This window comes from Prosthecobacter sp., from assembly GCF_044222345.1.
Lineage (GTDB): Bacteria > Verrucomicrobiota > Verrucomicrobiia > Verrucomicrobiales > Verrucomicrobiaceae > Prosthecobacter.
On the sequence record NZ_JBGANL010000014.1, the window covers coordinates 81,955 to 97,253 of the forward strand.

A 15,299-nucleotide genomic window follows, 5' to 3' on the forward strand; every position below is an offset into this window, starting at 1 on the left:
AGGTCGCTTTTTCGTCCGTCATTTCTCTCCTCTATCCACATGCCTGACACACCCGCTTCCGTCGCTCACTTTAAAGAAACGTTTGAGAAACTCCGCGCCGAAGTCTCCAAATTCATCGTCGGCCAGCAGGACATCATTGAGCAGGTGCTCAGCGCCGTCATCTGCGGCGGCCATGTTCTCCTCGAAGGCGTCCCCGGTCTCGGCAAAACCGCCTTGGTAAACACCCTGGCGAAAGCTCTCCATCTCAAATTCCAGCGCATCCAGTTCACGCCCGATCTTCTTCCTGCCGACATCGTGGGCACGCAGATTCTCGTCGAGCGCGGCGGGCAGAAAGTCTTCGAGTTCCAGCAGGGCCCCGTCTTCTGCAACGTGCTGCTCGCCGATGAAATCAACCGCGCTACTCCCAAGACCCAGTCCGCCCTGCTCGAAACCATGCAGGAAAAGCGTGTCACCGTCGCTGGTACCTCGCACAATCTCGGCTCACCGTTCTTCGTCCTCGCCACGCAGAACCCCATCGAGCAGGACGGCACCTACCCGCTCCCTGAAGCCCAGCTCGATCGCTTCTTCTTCAAGCTCTACGTCCCCGTCCCCAGCCACGGCGACTTCATCGAAATCCTCAACCGCACCGGCGGGAAGTCCTCCCCCGAAATCAACGCCGTCGCCACAGGCGAAGACATTCTGCAAATGGGACAGGTCGTTCGCGAAGTCCCGCTCGAAGCCAGCGTCCAGGACTACCTCGTCAAAATCGTCCGCGCCACTCATCCCACCGATTTGAACGCCACCGACCGCGTGAAAAAATACGTGCGCCACGGCTCCTCGCCACGCGGTGCGCAGACCATCCTCGCCGCCGCCCGCGTACGTGCTCTCCTCGATGGCCGCTACCACGTCGCCCGTGAAGACATCGCCAAAGCCGCCACCCCCGCTCTTCGCCATCGCATCCTGCTTTCATTCGAAGGCGAAGCCGAAGGCGTGAAGACCGACGAAGTCATCGCTGATGTGATCGAAAAGGTGAAGGCATGACCCTGACCGATCCAGCCTTCATCCGCCGTCTCGAATCCCTCTACTTGCTCGCACGCAAGATCCTGGGCGGTTCGTTGCAGTCGGATCGTCGCAGCACGAAAAAAGGCGCGGGCATCACCTTCGCCGACTACGCCCAGTATTCCCTCGGTGATGACTACCGCAGCATCGACTGGCGCGTTTACGCCAAGTTCGAATCCCTGCTCATCAAGCTCTTCGAACTCGAAGAAGACGCCACCATCTACCTCCTCGTCGATGGCAGTCCCTCGATGGCCACCAAGCACACCTACGCGAAACAGCTCGCCGCCGCGCTCGGCTACATCGCGCTCAACACCCTCGACCGCCTCGCCGTTTACGGCCTCGCAGACCGCCTCCTGCCCCTGTTCGAGCCAGCCCGTGGCCGCAATCAGGTCATTCCCTTTCTCCGCTCCCTGGACGCCGCACAGACCTTCGGCGGCAACACCGATCTCAACGCCTGCGCACGCGAGTTCGAAGCACGCCACCGCCGCAAAGGCCTCGTCTGCGTCATCTCAGATTTCCTCCTGCCCGGCGGCTACGAAGAAGGCCTCAGCCGCCTGCAATGGCACAAGCACGAAGTCTTCTGCCTGCAAACCCTCGACGACAACGACCTCCGCTGTGAGTGGAAAGGGGACGTCACCCTCGAATGCGTCGAAACCGGTCGCAGCGAACGCGTCACCATCTCACCTCGCGAAGCCAAACTCTACGAAGAAGCCATGGCTGAATGGAACCTCGGCCTGAAACAGGCCTGTGCCAAACGCGGCCTCGGCTTTCTCTCCACCAACACCGACGTGTCGTTTGAGTCCGTCATCACAGACCTGCTGCGTCGCGGAGGTCTCGTCACATGACGCTTCTAGCTCCAGCATTCCTCTGGACCCTGGCGGCTCTCGCTCCGCTCGCGGCCATCTATTTCCTCAAGGTGCGGCCGCGCAAAAAGCCCGTCACCGCCTTCTTCCTCTGGCAGAAAATTTTCACCGAGAAAAAAGCCTCCGCTCTCTTCAAGCGGCTCCGCGATGTCTTCTCCCTTCTCCTCATGGCACTCGCCTTTGCCGCCATCGCCTTCGCCTTGGCGGAGCCCGATTTCGCCGGAGATGAACGCAAAGACCTCCTCATCGTCGTCGATCACTCCGCGTCCATGTCCGCCAAAGACGGCGCCACCACCCGCCTGGAAAAAGCCAAAAAACGTGCCCGCGATCTCATCGCCGGAATGAACGGCACTCAGCGTGCCGCCGTCGCCTCCTTCGCCGAAGTCACGCGCATGCTTGAGCATCCCACGCGTCATCGCAAAGCCCTCCTGGAAGCCGTGGACTCCATCCAGCCCACGGAACTCCCTTCACGCGTCGAAGCCCTGCGTGCCCTGCAACCCGGCGATGAATGGATGAAGGACACCCGCGTCCTCCTCATCACCGACGGCTGCCTCGATCTGCCTGATCGCCTTCCCAACGTTGAAGTACTCCGCATCACCGACTCCGCCAAAAACATCGGCATCGCCCGCGCTGATCTTCGCAGCGTCCCCGGCGGACCAGCCCGCCTCGGTCTCTTCATCCTCCCCGTCTCCTCCTTCACTGAACCCGTCAAAACCGACATCACCCTCACGCATGTCGATTCCAACCGCATGGTGAAAATCATCCCAGTCACCTTGCAGCCCGGTGAAAATCCCGCCGTCACCCTCACTCTCGATGACGCACCCACCGGCCGCTGGACGGCCACACTAGGTCTGGAAGATGCCCTCGAAAGCGACAACACCGCCTTCCTCTACGTCCCCCCACGCCAGCCTGTGCCCGTCGGTGTTTTGGCCGATGATCCCTTCTTCTTCCAAAATGCCGTCAGCGCCTTCGAGCGCAGCGATCAACTCCTCTCCCTCGCACAAGACACCAAATCCGCCACGCTCATGCTCAGCAAAGGCAAGGTCCCTGCGGAGATCAGTACCGTCGTCTTCCAGCCCGCTGGCGACTCCCCCGTCTGGTCCAAAGTCGGCGCTGAAATCGCCGCGCCTGTCCCCAAGGTCCTCGCCAAAGACCACCCGCTCCTGCGCTATCTCGATGCCGAAACCATGACCTTCGCCGGCGCACGACAAATCACCGCCCCCACCGGCGCAGTCGTCCTCGTCGCCGATGAATCTGGCCCACCGCTCATCTACCTCATGCGTCAAGGCGCACAAACCCTCTGCGTCGTGAATCTCGATCCCCTCGCCGCTCAGTTCTACCTCAGCGCCTGGTTCCCCGTCCTCATTCACAACGCCGCCGCTCACCTCACTCATCGCGAGGACATGCCGCCTGCCACGCTGCCCACCGGCTCCACTGCACGCGTCCCCGGCCGCGCCGATCCCACTCCCTTCGGCCCCATGCTCACCACCGGTTTCCACGAAGCCGACTCCTGGACCTTCGCCGCCTCCCTCGTCTCTCCCGAAGAAAGCCTGCTGAAAAACGACACCCTCAAAGAAAGCGTCAAACCCATCGCCAGCGGCGAAGCCCCCAGCTACTGGCTCCTCGTCCTCGCCCTCGGCGTCCTCGTCACCGAGTCCATCCTCTACGACAGGAGGAAAGTGGGATGACCTTCACCACCTTCACCCCTCTCTTCTGGCTCCTCATTCTCCTCGCCGCAGGCTGGGGCTACTGGCGCTCCTTGGTGGATCGCCCCACCGGCCTCAAAATCACCTCCTTCATCCTTCGCATCCTCGGCGTCGTCCTCCTCGCTCTCGCCCTCTGCCAGCCCTATGCCGGCGAAGAGACGGACGAAGCCCATGTCGTCTTCCTTGTGGACGTCTCCCAGTCCATCGATCTCGAATCCGCCAAAGACGCTCTGAAACAAGTCGATGCCGGCGTCAAAGCCCTTCGCCCAAAAGACACGCACTCCCTCTTCGCCATGGCCAATGGCCTGCGCGACAAAAAGCTCCCAGACTTCACCAAGATGCTCGACGACTGGGCCAAAGGCGTCGCCGATGACGCCTTCCGCTCCCATACCCGCCTCGGCGACTCCCTCCTCGCTGCTCGTCTCGCTTTCCCCGCCGGCAAAGCCAAACGCCTCATCGTCTTCAGCGATGGCATCGACACCGAGTCCGGCGTGGATACCTCCCTTGCGCAACTCCAGCAGGAAGGCGTGGACGTAAAATTCGTCACCCTCAAAACCCTCAGCGAACCCGAAGCCGCCCTCGTCAGCCTGGAAAGCACCTCGCCCTTCGCCTTCCACGGCGAAGTCCTCCGCCTCACCGCACGTGTCATGGCCAACCAGCCCATGAACTCCCGCGTTCGCCTCCTCAACAAAGGCGTCGCCGTTCAGGAAAAAACGGTCGCACTAAAGCCCGGCGAAGATGCCCGCGTCTGGTTCGACACCGAGATGACCACTCCCGGCCCCAGCGTCTGGAGCGCCGAGATCATCCCCGAGCGCGATCACTTCCCCATCAACAATCAAGCCACCACCACCATCACCGTCCGTGGCAAGCCCCGCATCCTCGTCATCCATCAGGACGAAAAGAAAATGCGCCCCTTCATCCGCGCACTCAAGGAGCAGGACTTCGACGTCGATCTCCGTGGCAAACGCGGCCTCCCGGAAGGCATGGAAGACATGCTCTCCTTTGACGCTATCGTGCTTGCCAACATGTCCGCCACCGACATGACACCCCGCCAGATGAGCCTCCTGCGCAGCTACGTCTCCGACTTCGGCGGCGGTCTTGTCATGACCGGCAGCGAGAATAGCTTCGGCCTCGGCGGCTACTACAAATCACCCGTCGAAGAAGTCCTGCCGCTCGTCTCACGTTTCGAAAAGGAAAAGGAAAAGCCCTCCCTCGCCATGGCCCTCGTCATCGACAAAAGCGGCTCCATGTCCGGCCTCCCGCTGCAAATGGCACGCCAGGCCGCCAAAAGCGCCGCTGAACTCCTCGGCCCGCAGGATCAGATCGCCGTGGTCGCGTTCGACGGAGATGCCCAAATCGTCTGCGAAATGACCCCCGCCTCACAGCAGGGCACCATTCAGGCCGCCATCGATTCCATTGCCGAAGGCGGCGGCACCTTCATGTACACCGGTATGGTTGCCGCCAAGGACATGCTGGAGCGTACCACCGCCAAAGTGAAGCACATGATCTGCCTCACCGATGGTCAGACCCAGGAGGCAGACCACATGGGCCTTGTTCAGCAGCTCGTCGATAGCGGCGTCACCGTCTCCACCGTCGGTCTCGGTGAAGGCTCTGCGCGTGAGCTCCTCCAGCAAATCGCGGAAGCAGGGAAGGGGCGCTATTACGAGAGCAACGACCCCGCCACCCTCCCGCAGATCTTCACCAAAGAGACCACACAGGCCTCCAAGAGCGCCGTGCAGGAAGGCGTCTTCACCCACATCGGCATCACGGAGCATCCCATGCTCTCCGGTTACGAATCCGCAGGCCTCCCCGTCGTCCTCGGCTACGTCATGACCGAGGCCAAACCCGCCGCGCAGGTTCTCCTCGGCGCAGAAAATGGCGATCCCCTTCTCGCCGTGGGCCGCTTCGGTCTCGGCATCGGCCTCGCCTACACCGGAGATCTCACCGAAATCTGGGGCGGCGAATGGCTCGCCTGGGACGGCTGCGGCCGCTTCTGGGCCCAGGTCCTGCGCGGCGCTCTGCGCAAGGCAGACGTCGAAGGCATGGAATCACGCGGCGAGATCCGCGATGGCGCATGGGTCATGAAAATCGACCGCCGTGGCGACGATGGCGCACCCATTTCCGGCACCCATTGGAACGCGCAATCTCTCGATGAAAACGGTAACACCCAGGACGTCACCATTCGCGAAACCGGCCTTGGCCGTTACGAGGCCCGCATCCCCATCGGCACCCGCAGGCACCTCAGTCTCCGCATGCATGACCGCGATCACGACAAACTCGAAGTGAAGCACTACCACGCGCCTTACCCCGCCGAATACCGCCTCAATGGCAAAACACCGGAAAGCCTCACAGCCCTGCCGAAATACGACACCGCCACCATCACCGCCGGACTCGCACCAGCCAAGCAACTCCAGCCCATCGGTCACTGGTTTGCCTGGAGCGCACTCGGCATGCTCCTGGGTGGCATCTTGCTGCGACGAATTTGAGTGGAGCGCCGTCAAATCGTCGGCATAGGATCACGCTCTCATGAAAATCGTTCTTCTCGACGCCCACACCGCAAATCCTGGCGACCTCTCCTGGCAGCCCCTCGAAGCCATCGCCAACTGTGAGGTGCATCCACGCACGCCGCTGGATCAAACCGTCGCCCGCTGCGCCGGGGCCGAGATCGTCATCACCAACAAAGCCCCGCTCACCCGCGAAATCATCGCCGCGCTGCCAGATTTGAAATACATCGGCGTCACCGCCACCGGCTTCAATATCGTGGATGTCGCCGCCGCCAAAGAGCATGGCATCGTCGTCACCAATGTCCCCGGCTACAGCACCCCCGCCGTCGCTCAGCATGTCATCGCCCTCATGCTGGAAATGACCAACCACGTCGGCCACGCATCCCAGAGTGTGGAAGCCGGGGGCTGGGTCAAATGCCCCGACTTCGCCTACTGGGACCATCCCATCATCGAGCTCTCCGGCCGTACCCTCGGCATCATCGGTTACGGCGAAATCGGCAGCGCCGTTGCACGCATCGCCGTCGCCTTCGGCATGAAAGTCCTCGCTTCCAAGCGCACCTGGAAAGAACCACCACCCTCTGGTGTCGAAGCCGCCGAGATCGACGACATCTTCCGCCACTCAGACGTCATCAGCCTGCATTGCCCCCTCACCGATGCCACCAAGCACCTCGTCGGCGAACGCACACTCGCTCTGATGAAGCCTGCCGCCATGATCATCAACACCGGCCGCGGCCCCCTCGTCGATGAACCTGCCCTCGCCAAAGCCCTCAACGAAGGCCGCATCGCCGGTGCCGGACTCGATGTCCTCTCCGTCGAACCCGCCAAAGCCGATAATCCACTTCTCACCGCCAAAAACTGCCTCATCACCCCCCACGTAGCCTGGGCCAGCCGCGAATCCCGCGCCCGCCTCATCGACATCACCGCCGCCAATCTCCAAGCCTTCCTCGCAGGCAAGCCAGTGAATGTGGTGAACGGCTAGTACGATGGACACTCCTGTCCGTCGATCGACGTCCTCACATCACCCCCGGCTCTCGAACTATCCACCTTCGACAAAGCAGCGGATCCATTCGCTTTCGCCTGGTCGCAACGTCCCGGGCATGTGCGTGCCTCGTCCACATCGACGGGCGGTGCCTGCATAAAAAAAACCGCACCGGCAACTCTCGGTCACTCGGTGCGGTAATGAATCTTTCAGAACTCTCAGATCACAGCGCCGCAATAACCGCCTCGCCGATCTCCTTCGTGTTCACCTTCTTCGTGCCTGGCGCACCGCTGTAGATGTCACCAGTGCGCAAACCACTGTCGATGACCTTCTTCACCGCCGACTCAATGCTCGCCGCTTCCTTTTCCAGACCAAGCGAGAAGCGCAGCAGCAGCGCCACGGAAAGAATCTGCGCGATCGGATTCGCGATGCCCATGCCCGCGATGTCCGGAGCAGTGCCGCCGGAAGGCTCAAACAGACCAAAATACAGCCCATCACCCTTCGGCTTGCCCAAGCTCGCACTCGCCAGCATGCCCAGCGAGCCCGCGATCATCGCCATCTCATCGCTCAGGATGTCGCCAAAAAGGTTCTCCGTCACCAGCACGTCAAAGCTCCGCGGAGCCTTGATCAACTGCATCGCCGCATTGTCCACATACAGGTGGGCCAGCGTCACATCCGGGTACTCCTTCGCCACTTCCACCATCGTCTCGCGCCACAGCACGCCGTTGGTCAGCACGTTCGCCTTGTCCACGCTCGTCACATGCTTGCGGCGTAGTTGCGCTGCCTTGAAGGCCACATGCGCGATCCGCACGATCTCGCTCTTCTTATAAACCATCGTGTCGATCACCTCGATGTCGCCATCCGGCAGCGTCGTACGGCTCTTCGGCTGGCCAAAGTACATGCCACCCGTGAGTTCGCGCACACAAAGCACATCAAAACCACCTTCCACCAAGTCCGGCCGGATCGGCGAAGAGGAGGTCAGGGCAGGGTAGCAAATCCCCGGGCGCAGGTTGGCAAACAGGCCAAAATGCTTGCGCAGCGGCAGCAGCGCGCCGCGTTCCGGCTGCTCGTTCGGCGGCAGCTTTTCCCACTTTGGCCCACCCACGGAGCCAAAAAGAATCGCATCGCTGGCCTCGCAGGCAGCCACAGTCTCAGCCGGCAGCGCCTTGCCCACCGCATCGATCGCCGCACCACCCACAAGCTGGTGGTTGTATTCAAAAGAAAGCCCGGAACGAGCGGCAACAGCGTCAAGGACTTTGAGCGCCTCGGCCATGACTTCAGGGCCGATACCATCTCCGGGGAGGACTGCGAGTTTGTACGTACGTGACATAAATAGGTAGGGAAGGGGGGCTTTCAGTGCATGCAAATCCCCCCGCTGGCAAGTGGCACAGAAAATCACAGGCGGGACCCTCCATTCTCTCCTCTCTGGCCTTCTGGCTCCCCCAAACCACCGTCAACAATCGTCAACCACTGTAAACAACCGTAAACTCCCCTCTGGCAACAACTGCAAACAACCGCCAACCATGGCAAACAATCGCAAACTTCCCCCATCTTCCCCCAAACTTCCCCTTGCCAAAAAGAGCATCTATGGTTCCTTCGCAGCCCCACATCCCAGATTATCCCACCGCCTGACAAGTTGTCCGGCCATTCAAACGAACCATGAGCGAAGCAACCACCACCGATTCCAACTCCTTCAAGATCCACGAAAAAGACACCGGCAGCGCCGATGTCCAGGTGTCCCTCTTGACGAAGCGAATCAACGATCTCACGCAGCACCTCGCCGCGCATCAGAAAGATCACTCCACACGTCGCGGCCTGCTTCAGATGGTCGCACGTCGTCGCAAGCTGCTTGACTATCTCAAGGTGACCGCCAACGAGCGCTATCAGAAGCTGCTCAAAGGCCTCAGCCTCCGCCGCTAACAGAATTTTACGAGGGGTGATGCCACGTGCATCGCCCCTTTTTTCTGTTTCAGGCTGCTTACTACACGCATGTCGGCACAGCCGATGTTTCATGCTGCATGATGCGCACTCTCGCGCATCCCTGCCGGGCTGAAGCCTGGATTCTATTTTCACCCAAACCAAACAACACACACAAGCCAACCTATGGCCATTCATACACAAAAAATCCAGCTCGGTGCTGGTTCCCTCGAAATCGAAACCGGCAAGTTTGCCAAGCTTGCTGACGGCGCCGTTACCGTGCGTCTCGGCGATACCATCGTCCTCGTCACCGCTGTCTCCGCCACGAAAGTGAAGGACGGCCAGGACTTCTTCCCCCTCTCCGTTGAGTACAAGGAAAAAGCCTCCGCTGCAGGCCGCTTCCCCGGCGGTTACTTCAAGCGTGAAGGCCGCCCTACGGAAAAGGAAATCCTCACCTGCCGCATGACGGACCGCCCTCTGCGTCCGCTCTTCCCGAAAGGCTACTACTACGACACCCAGGTCGTCGCCATCCTCCTCAGCGCTGACGGCGAAAACGATCCGGACATCTGCGCCATGAACGGCGCTTCCGCCGCTCTTTGCGTGTCGGACATCCCGTTCGCAGGCCCCGTCGGTGCCGTGCGTATCGGCCGCATCAATGGTGAGTTCGTCGTGAACCCCACCCAGAGCCAGCGCCTCGACAGCGACCTCGACCTCGTCTACGTCGGCAACAAAACCGAAGTCGTCATGATCGAAGGCGCCGCCAACGAACTGCCAGAAGCTGAGTTCGTCAAAGCCCTCCACTTCGCCCAGGCTGAAGTCGCCAAGCTCGTCGTCGCTCAGGAAGAACTCACCCGCCTCGCCGGCAAGGCCAAGCGCGAAGTTCCTCTCATGCTCGTCAAAGACGAACTCCTCGAAATCGCCTACGCAGTTGCTGGCGATCGCATCGAAGGCGCTCTCTACACCCCTTCCAAGGTGGCTCGCGGCAAAGCCGTCGGCGCTCTCAAGGACGAAGTCGCTGAAGCCATCAAGGCCAAGTTCCCAGAAGCCACCGGCTTCGAAGTCAGCCAGGCCTTCGATTACCTCCAGAAGAAAGCCTTCCGCATCTCCATCCTCGACAAGAAGAACCGTTGCGACGGCCGCGGCATCGATCAGCTCCGCCAGCTTTCCGGCGAAGCCTCCGTGCTTCCCCGCACCCACGGCTCCGCCAGCTTCACCCGTGGCGAAACGATGGCTCTCTCCATCGCCACCCTCGCTCCGGCTGACGAAGCTCAGGAAATGGACACCTACGCAGGTGGCCCGGACTCCAAGCGCTTCATCCTTCATTACAACTTCCCTCCGTTCTCCGTCGGTGAAACCGGCCGCTTCGGTGGTCAGAACCGTCGTGAGATCGGCCACGGTGCCCTCGCAGAGCGCTCCATCGAGCCTGTCATCCCAGCCAAGGAAGTCTTCCCTTACGCCATCCGCGTGAGCAGCGAAGTCATGGAGTCCAACGGCTCCACCTCCATGGCCTCCGTCTGCTCCGGCGTCATGGCCCTCCTTGATGCAGGCGTGCCTCTCAAGCGCCCAGTCGGCGGTATCAGCGTCGGTCTCGTCACCGAGTTCGAAGGCGACAACATGAAGCGCTACCTCACGATGCTCGACATCATCGGCAGCGAAGACCACTTCGGCGACATGGACTTCAAGCTTTGCGGCACCTCCGAAGGCGTCACCGGTTACCAGCTTGACCTCAAGCTCCCCGGCCTGCCTTTGAGCATCCTCGAAGAAGCCATCGTCAAGGCCAAGGAAGGCCGCACCCAGGTGCTCTCAGCCATGGCCCAGGCCATCGCTGAAGTGAAGCCTCTCAGCCCGTATGCCCCGCGCATCGAGATCATCAAGATCAACCCAGACAAGATCGGTGAGCTCATCGGTCCTGGCGGCAAGAACATCAAGGCCATCCAGGCCGAGTCCGGTGCTGAGATCAGCATCGAAGACGACGGCACGGTGTACGTTTATGCTTCCCGCAAGGAAGGCATCGAGCGCGCAGTCGAGATGATCAGCGGCACCTCCCAGGAAATCGAAGTCGGCAAGATCTACACAGGTAAAGTCGTCAGCACCACGAACTTCGGTGCCTTCATGAACCTCGGTGGCAAGAAGGACGGTCTCATCCACATCAGCGAACTCGCCGACTTCCGCGTCAACAAGACCGAAGACGTCGTCAAGACCGGCGACATCGTCTCCGCCAAGTGCATTGGCATCGACGACAAGGGCCGCATCAAGATGAGCCGCAAGGCCGCCATGAAGGAAAAGGACGCCGCTGCAGCCGCTGGTGCCGCCGCCCCTGCCGAAGACGTCGGCTAAGCCTCATCCGCCAACACTCAAAAACCCCCACGAAGAGGCCGCTGCAAAGCGGCCTCTTTTTTATCGTCTTGAGTTGTGGTCTGATTCATTCTGCCCGGGAATCAAAATCAATTCCATGAAACTCCTGCTCAAAGTCTCTGCCGTCGTCGCTCTGCTGATGCTCGCCACTTGGCTTTATTTCACGGAATTTCAAAAGTACCAGATCCGCACCAGGATGAATGCGGCACGGGAAATGATCGTCACCGGGAAGCTTGACCAGAAAAGCCTGTATAAATACGCCGCTGACATAGCGAACTGCCTTGGACATGCCTTCACCCCGTCGGTTCGCAAGGATTTGGAAGACTATGCAGGATCATTCGCCAGATCAGGCGATCCGGAACTCTTCGCCGCAGGAGTGCTGCTGGACCAGCCCTACTGGAAATGGGCAAACGGCATTGGTCGGCAATACACGCTGCCAGCCTGCATGACGCTGCTGGAAAATCTCGACCACTATCCCCCTGCATCACGGAAGGTGTTGGAAGACATCATCTGTCACATCCTTCCCGGAGCCTCAAAGCAGTCGTTTGGTATGACAGAAGGGAAATTTACGCAGGATCCAGAGCAGCGCAAAATGGCCGCCGGGCAGTGGAAGGAATGGTACAAGCTGAACAAAGACCGCGTTTTGGCCGAAGATAAAAAACACATGCAGGCCGTCGAAGAGAATTTGCTCGAAATGAAACGCGACATGCTGCTCATGAAGGCTGCATCGGACGAGTTTGACATTGAAATAAAGCCCAAGGCTGAAAAATAAGCACTCTTGCAAGAGGCCCTTCACTACCAGCGGAGTCGGGCGTTGTTTCAGCCTAGCGCAACGGTGTCCAAGATTGGCCGTTCATAACTTGGCGTAAAGGGTCACAAGGACGGCACAGGCTTGCTGCCAGGGGATGTTGAGCCAGAGCTGGGCAGCTACCCAGCGGATGAGTTTGACGCAGTGCTGCGTGATCTTCTGTGCGGATGCCTTGCGCATCGAGTTCATGTTCGAGCAGCTGCAGCAGGTTCACGCTCAGACAGATGAACTGCGCCTGCATGCTCTTGGCCGTGGCGCTGGTGGCCCAGGCCTTCTTTTCGCCGAGCTTGTTCTTCACCTCGTCAAAGCTCTTCTCGATCTCCCAGCGCATGCGGTAGAGGTGCGCCAGCACGCCCGGCGGCACACGGCTCTCCAGCAGGTTGGTGAGGAACTCAAAGTGCCGGTCGGCGACCACGTCATGAAAGGTGATGCGCCGCAGCATCAGCCCGCTGGTGGCGGTGCCCACGAGTTCGTCGCGCAGCACGCCCGCGTTGATCTCATCGCTGCGGTCAAAGGGCAGGTCGCCGCAGGGCAGCAGCGCCATGTTGGCCTTGCAGCGGCTGAGCATGTAGATGCCGCTGCCCTGCTTCCACTGGTGCCACTGCCGGAAGTCGATGCCGGCGCGGTCCCAGACGTGGAGCACTTTGCGCCCCTTGGGTGCGCCCTGGCGCAGCGCGGCGAGCTCCAGGCGTTTGAGCGCACGCATGTCGTGTTCCTTCTTGCGCGCCTGCTGGTCGTTGACGGTGAGGTGGGTGAGGCAGCCGCTGCGCAGGTTGCGGCTGTAGAGATGGCCCACGGCCTGCTTGTCGCCTTTGTGGTCGGCGGGGTCATGCGTGGCATGGGCATGGTAGTGGCCGTCGCCGGCGTGGACATCGAAGCCGGCAAGGCAGGGGAAGGCGGCGAGCGCATCGGGCAGCACGGTGCGTGCATGCGCGCAGAGCCGGGCGTTGATTTCGGCGCACAGCGCGAGCCGCCGCGCACTTTTGAGAGACTCAAAAAAGTGCGAGTTCTCGGGGCGGCAGCCAGCCCCCAGCGTGGCCAGAGTTTGCAAAAATCCCCTGCCGCTGACCTGGGGTTGGAGACAGCGTTGAACGCCCAGGCGCAGCCAGTCCGCGTCGGCGAGATCGGGGCAGTGCCGCCGGTGCTCGCAGGCGGGGAGGAGGTCGAGCAGCGGGGTGAAAAAACGCGCAGGAAGAGCAGTGTCAGAAGGGGGTGAGGCCATAAAAACAAAAATTTCATGACCGTCTGAAGTCAACTCTGAAGGTGCGGTTTCTTGAGCGGTTTGCGCAGCTGCAGAGCGCTCCCAATGTGGACTCGCAATCCCCGGCACGCAGGTAAATATCGAACCCGCTCAAGGTGTTGCGATGCCCTCGTATTCATCTCCATGAGGGCTCTTTGGCCTCCGAGCTTTGGACACCGTTGTTGCGCAGCTGCAGAGCGCTCCCAATGTGGACTCGCAATCCCCGGCACGCAGGTAAATATCGAACCCGCTCAAGGTGTTGCGATGCCCTCGTATTCATCTCCATGAGGGCTCTTTGGCCTCCGAGCTTTGGACACCGTTGGCCTAGCGACAAAAGCAGAATCGACGAAGGAGTTGCAGCCAGCGCTTCGTTCTGGCAAAAACCTCTGTCTTCAACCAGCTTCATCCATGACTTCCCGCCGTTCCTTCATCACGCAGTCAGCCCTCGCCTTCACCGCCCTCTCAGCCAGTCGCGTACTCGGCGCCAATGACACCATCCGCATCGCCTCCATCGGCCTGGGTGGCCAGGGCCTCGGCAATGCCGGTCGCATGTCCAAAGTCCCCGGCGTGGAAATCGCGTACCTCTGCGATCCCGACACCGCCGCCTTGGATAAGGCCAAAAAGGTTTTCCCAAACGCCAGGACCACCCAGGACCTCCGCAAGGTCATGGAAGACAAGAGCATTGATGCCGTCGTCGTCTCCACCGGCAATCACTGGCACGTCCTCGCCTCTATCTGGGCCATGCAGTCCGGCAAGGACGTCTATGTCGAAAAACCCGTCTCCCACAACATCTGGGAAGGCCGCAAACTCGTCGAAGCCGCACGCAAGTACAACCGCATCGTCCAGGGCGGCACCCAGCAGCGCAGCGATCCTCTTCAGGACGAAATCAAAGCCTTCCTCGATGCCGGCACCATGGGCAAAATCAAATACGTCCGCTGCAATCACTACAGCATGCGCGCCTCCATCGGCAAGCTAGCGCAGCCCCTCACACCTCCCGCCACCGTGGACTACGACATCTGGCTTGGCCCCGCGAAAGACGAGCCCATCTACCGCGAAAAATTCCACTACGACTGGCATTGGAATTGGAACACCGGCAACGGTGAAATGGGCAACTGGGGCCCGCACATCCTCGATGACCTCCGCAACGTCGTCTTCCGCGACAAAGTCGCTCTGCCAAAGCGCGTCATCGCCGGCGGCGGACGCTTCGCCTGGGACGATGCCGGCGAGACGCCAAACACCCACTTCGCCTACATGGATACTGGCAGCATCCCGGTCATCATCGACTTCCACAACCTGCCGCGCCAGAAAGGCATCAAAGCCCCCGACGTCTATCTGCGTCGCCGCACCGGAGCCTTCCTCATCATCGAGTGCGAAGGCGGCTACTACACCGGCAGTCGTGGCGGCGGCACCGCCTTTGATTCCGAAGGCAAAAAGCTCCACATCTTCAAAGGCGACGGCGGCAAAACCCACGCCGCCAACTTCATCGACGCCATCCGCAGCCGCAAATCCGAGGACCTGAAAGGCGAGGTCGAGAAAATCCACTTTTCCAGCGCCTGGTGCCATCTCGCCAACAACTCCTTCCGCCTCGGTCAGAAGTACAAACGCGAACAAGCCGAAGCTGCCGTGAAAGACTTCCAGCCTTGGAACGATGTCATCGCCGACTTCCACGAGCACCTCATCAAAAACGAACTCGATGCCTCCAAGCTCGACATCAAGATGGGTCCCATGCTGGAAATCGACGCCGCCCAGGAAACCTTCATCGGCGACACCGCCACTCCAGCAGCCCTCGCCCTCCTCACCCGCGAGTATCGTCCAGGCTTCGAAGTCCCGAAGACAGTATGATCCTAGGTTGTTGTTGAAGAGCTTTTTTGCATAGAGCGTTTTGCTGA

General features: G+C 60.6%; 11 protein-coding genes. 9 read left to right on the plus strand and 2 right to left on the minus strand.

Going from position 1 to position 15,299, the window contains the following annotated elements; translation table 11 throughout:
* Positions 1–39 precede the first annotated feature (39 nt).
* From ACILSL_RS10045 to ACILSL_RS10065, 5 genes are read left to right on the plus strand one after another with little or no spacing between them, the layout of a single operon-like run.
* Positions 40–1,020, plus strand: coding sequence for an AAA family ATPase (locus ACILSL_RS10045; RefSeq protein ID WP_395731887.1), 981 nt, complete (start codon positions 40–42; stop codon positions 1,018–1,020).
* Complete coding sequence (locus ACILSL_RS10050; RefSeq protein ID WP_395731888.1) at positions 1,017–1,883, plus strand: DUF58 domain-containing protein; 867 nt, start codon at positions 1,017–1,019, stop codon at positions 1,881–1,883. Before ACILSL_RS10045 ends, ACILSL_RS10050 begins: the two co-directional genes overlap by 4 nt.
* A complete protein-coding gene (locus ACILSL_RS10055) occupies positions 1,880–3,589 on the plus strand; it encodes a VWA domain-containing protein (protein WP_395731889.1) in 1,710 nt (569 codons plus the stop codon). The genes ACILSL_RS10050 and ACILSL_RS10055 overlap by 4 nt, the downstream gene beginning before the upstream one ends.
* Positions 3,586–6,093, plus strand: a complete 2,508-nt coding sequence (locus ACILSL_RS10060) for a VWA domain-containing protein (protein WP_395731890.1) — start codon at positions 3,586–3,588, stop codon at positions 6,091–6,093. The genes ACILSL_RS10055 and ACILSL_RS10060 overlap by 4 nt, the downstream gene beginning before the upstream one ends.
* A gap of 40 nt (positions 6,094–6,133) precedes the next feature.
* On the plus strand, positions 6,134–7,090 hold the full coding sequence (locus ACILSL_RS10065; RefSeq protein WP_395731891.1) for a D-2-hydroxyacid dehydrogenase: 957 nt from the start codon (positions 6,134–6,136) through the stop codon (positions 7,088–7,090).
* A 223-nt stretch (positions 7,091–7,313) separates the two neighbouring features.
* Here ACILSL_RS10065 and leuB read toward each other — a convergent pair whose 3' ends face one another.
* Positions 7,314–8,420 carry a 3-isopropylmalate dehydrogenase gene (gene leuB, locus ACILSL_RS10070; protein WP_395731892.1) on the minus strand — a complete coding sequence of 369 codons (1,107 nt, stop codon included), beginning with the start codon at positions 8,418–8,420 and terminating at the stop codon, positions 7,314–7,316.
* A 329-nt stretch (positions 8,421–8,749) separates the two neighbouring features.
* On the opposite strand from leuB, the gene rpsO reads away from it, so the two are divergent.
* The 3 genes from rpsO to ACILSL_RS10085 all read left to right on the plus strand — a co-directional run bounded on the left by rpsO (position 8,750) and on the right by ACILSL_RS10085 (position 12,134).
* The gene (gene rpsO / locus ACILSL_RS10075) at positions 8,750–9,010 is read left to right on the plus strand and encodes a 30S ribosomal protein S15 (protein ID WP_395731893.1); all 261 of its coding nucleotides are present in this window, start codon (positions 8,750–8,752) and stop codon (positions 9,008–9,010) included.
* A 183-nt stretch (positions 9,011–9,193) separates the two neighbouring features.
* Complete coding sequence (locus tag ACILSL_RS10080; RefSeq protein ID WP_395731894.1) at positions 9,194–11,344, plus strand: polyribonucleotide nucleotidyltransferase; 2,151 nt, start codon at positions 9,194–9,196, stop codon at positions 11,342–11,344.
* A 115-nt stretch (positions 11,345–11,459) separates the two neighbouring features.
* Positions 11,460–12,134: a hypothetical protein gene (locus tag ACILSL_RS10085; protein WP_395731895.1), complete on the plus strand. Its 675-nt coding sequence runs from the start codon at positions 11,460–11,462 to the stop codon at positions 12,132–12,134.
* A 52-nt stretch (positions 12,135–12,186) separates the two neighbouring features.
* On the opposite strand, the gene ACILSL_RS10090 is transcribed toward ACILSL_RS10085, so the two are convergent.
* Positions 12,187–13,392 carry a transposase gene (locus ACILSL_RS10090; protein ID WP_395731896.1) on the minus strand — a complete coding sequence of 402 codons (1,206 nt, stop codon included), beginning with the start codon at positions 13,390–13,392 and terminating at the stop codon, positions 12,187–12,189.
* 426 nt (positions 13,393–13,818) lie between these two features.
* Between ACILSL_RS10090 and ACILSL_RS10095 the strand changes: the two genes are divergently transcribed.
* Positions 13,819–15,252, plus strand: a complete 1,434-nt coding sequence (locus ACILSL_RS10095; RefSeq protein WP_395731897.1) for a Gfo/Idh/MocA family protein — start codon at positions 13,819–13,821, stop codon at positions 15,250–15,252.
* The last annotated feature ends 47 nt before the right edge of the window (positions 15,253–15,299 follow it).

Coding starts and splice junctions, on each gene's coding strand:
- ACILSL_RS10045 (WP_395731887.1), top strand. CDS start 40: ATGCCTGACACACCCGCTTCCGTCGCTCACTTTAAAGAAACGTTTGAG.
- ACILSL_RS10050 (WP_395731888.1), top strand. CDS start 1,017: ATGACCCTGACCGATCCAGCCTTCATCCGCCGTCTCGAATCCCTCTAC.
- ACILSL_RS10055 (WP_395731889.1), top strand. CDS start 1,880: ATGACGCTTCTAGCTCCAGCATTCCTCTGGACCCTGGCGGCTCTCGCT.
- ACILSL_RS10060 (WP_395731890.1), top strand. CDS start 3,586: ATGACCTTCACCACCTTCACCCCTCTCTTCTGGCTCCTCATTCTCCTC.
- ACILSL_RS10065 (WP_395731891.1), top strand. CDS start 6,134: ATGAAAATCGTTCTTCTCGACGCCCACACCGCAAATCCTGGCGACCTC.
- leuB (WP_395731892.1), bottom strand. CDS start 8,420: ATGTCACGTACGTACAAACTCGCAGTCCTCCCCGGAGATGGTATCGGC.
- rpsO (WP_395731893.1), top strand. CDS start 8,750: ATGAGCGAAGCAACCACCACCGATTCCAACTCCTTCAAGATCCACGAA.
- ACILSL_RS10080 (WP_395731894.1), top strand. CDS start 9,194: ATGGCCATTCATACACAAAAAATCCAGCTCGGTGCTGGTTCCCTCGAA.
- ACILSL_RS10085 (WP_395731895.1), top strand. CDS start 11,460: ATGAAACTCCTGCTCAAAGTCTCTGCCGTCGTCGCTCTGCTGATGCTC.
- ACILSL_RS10090 (WP_395731896.1), bottom strand. CDS start 13,392: ATGGCCTCACCCCCTTCTGACACTGCTCTTCCTGCGCGTTTTTTCACC.
- ACILSL_RS10095 (WP_395731897.1), top strand. CDS start 13,819: ATGACTTCCCGCCGTTCCTTCATCACGCAGTCAGCCCTCGCCTTCACC.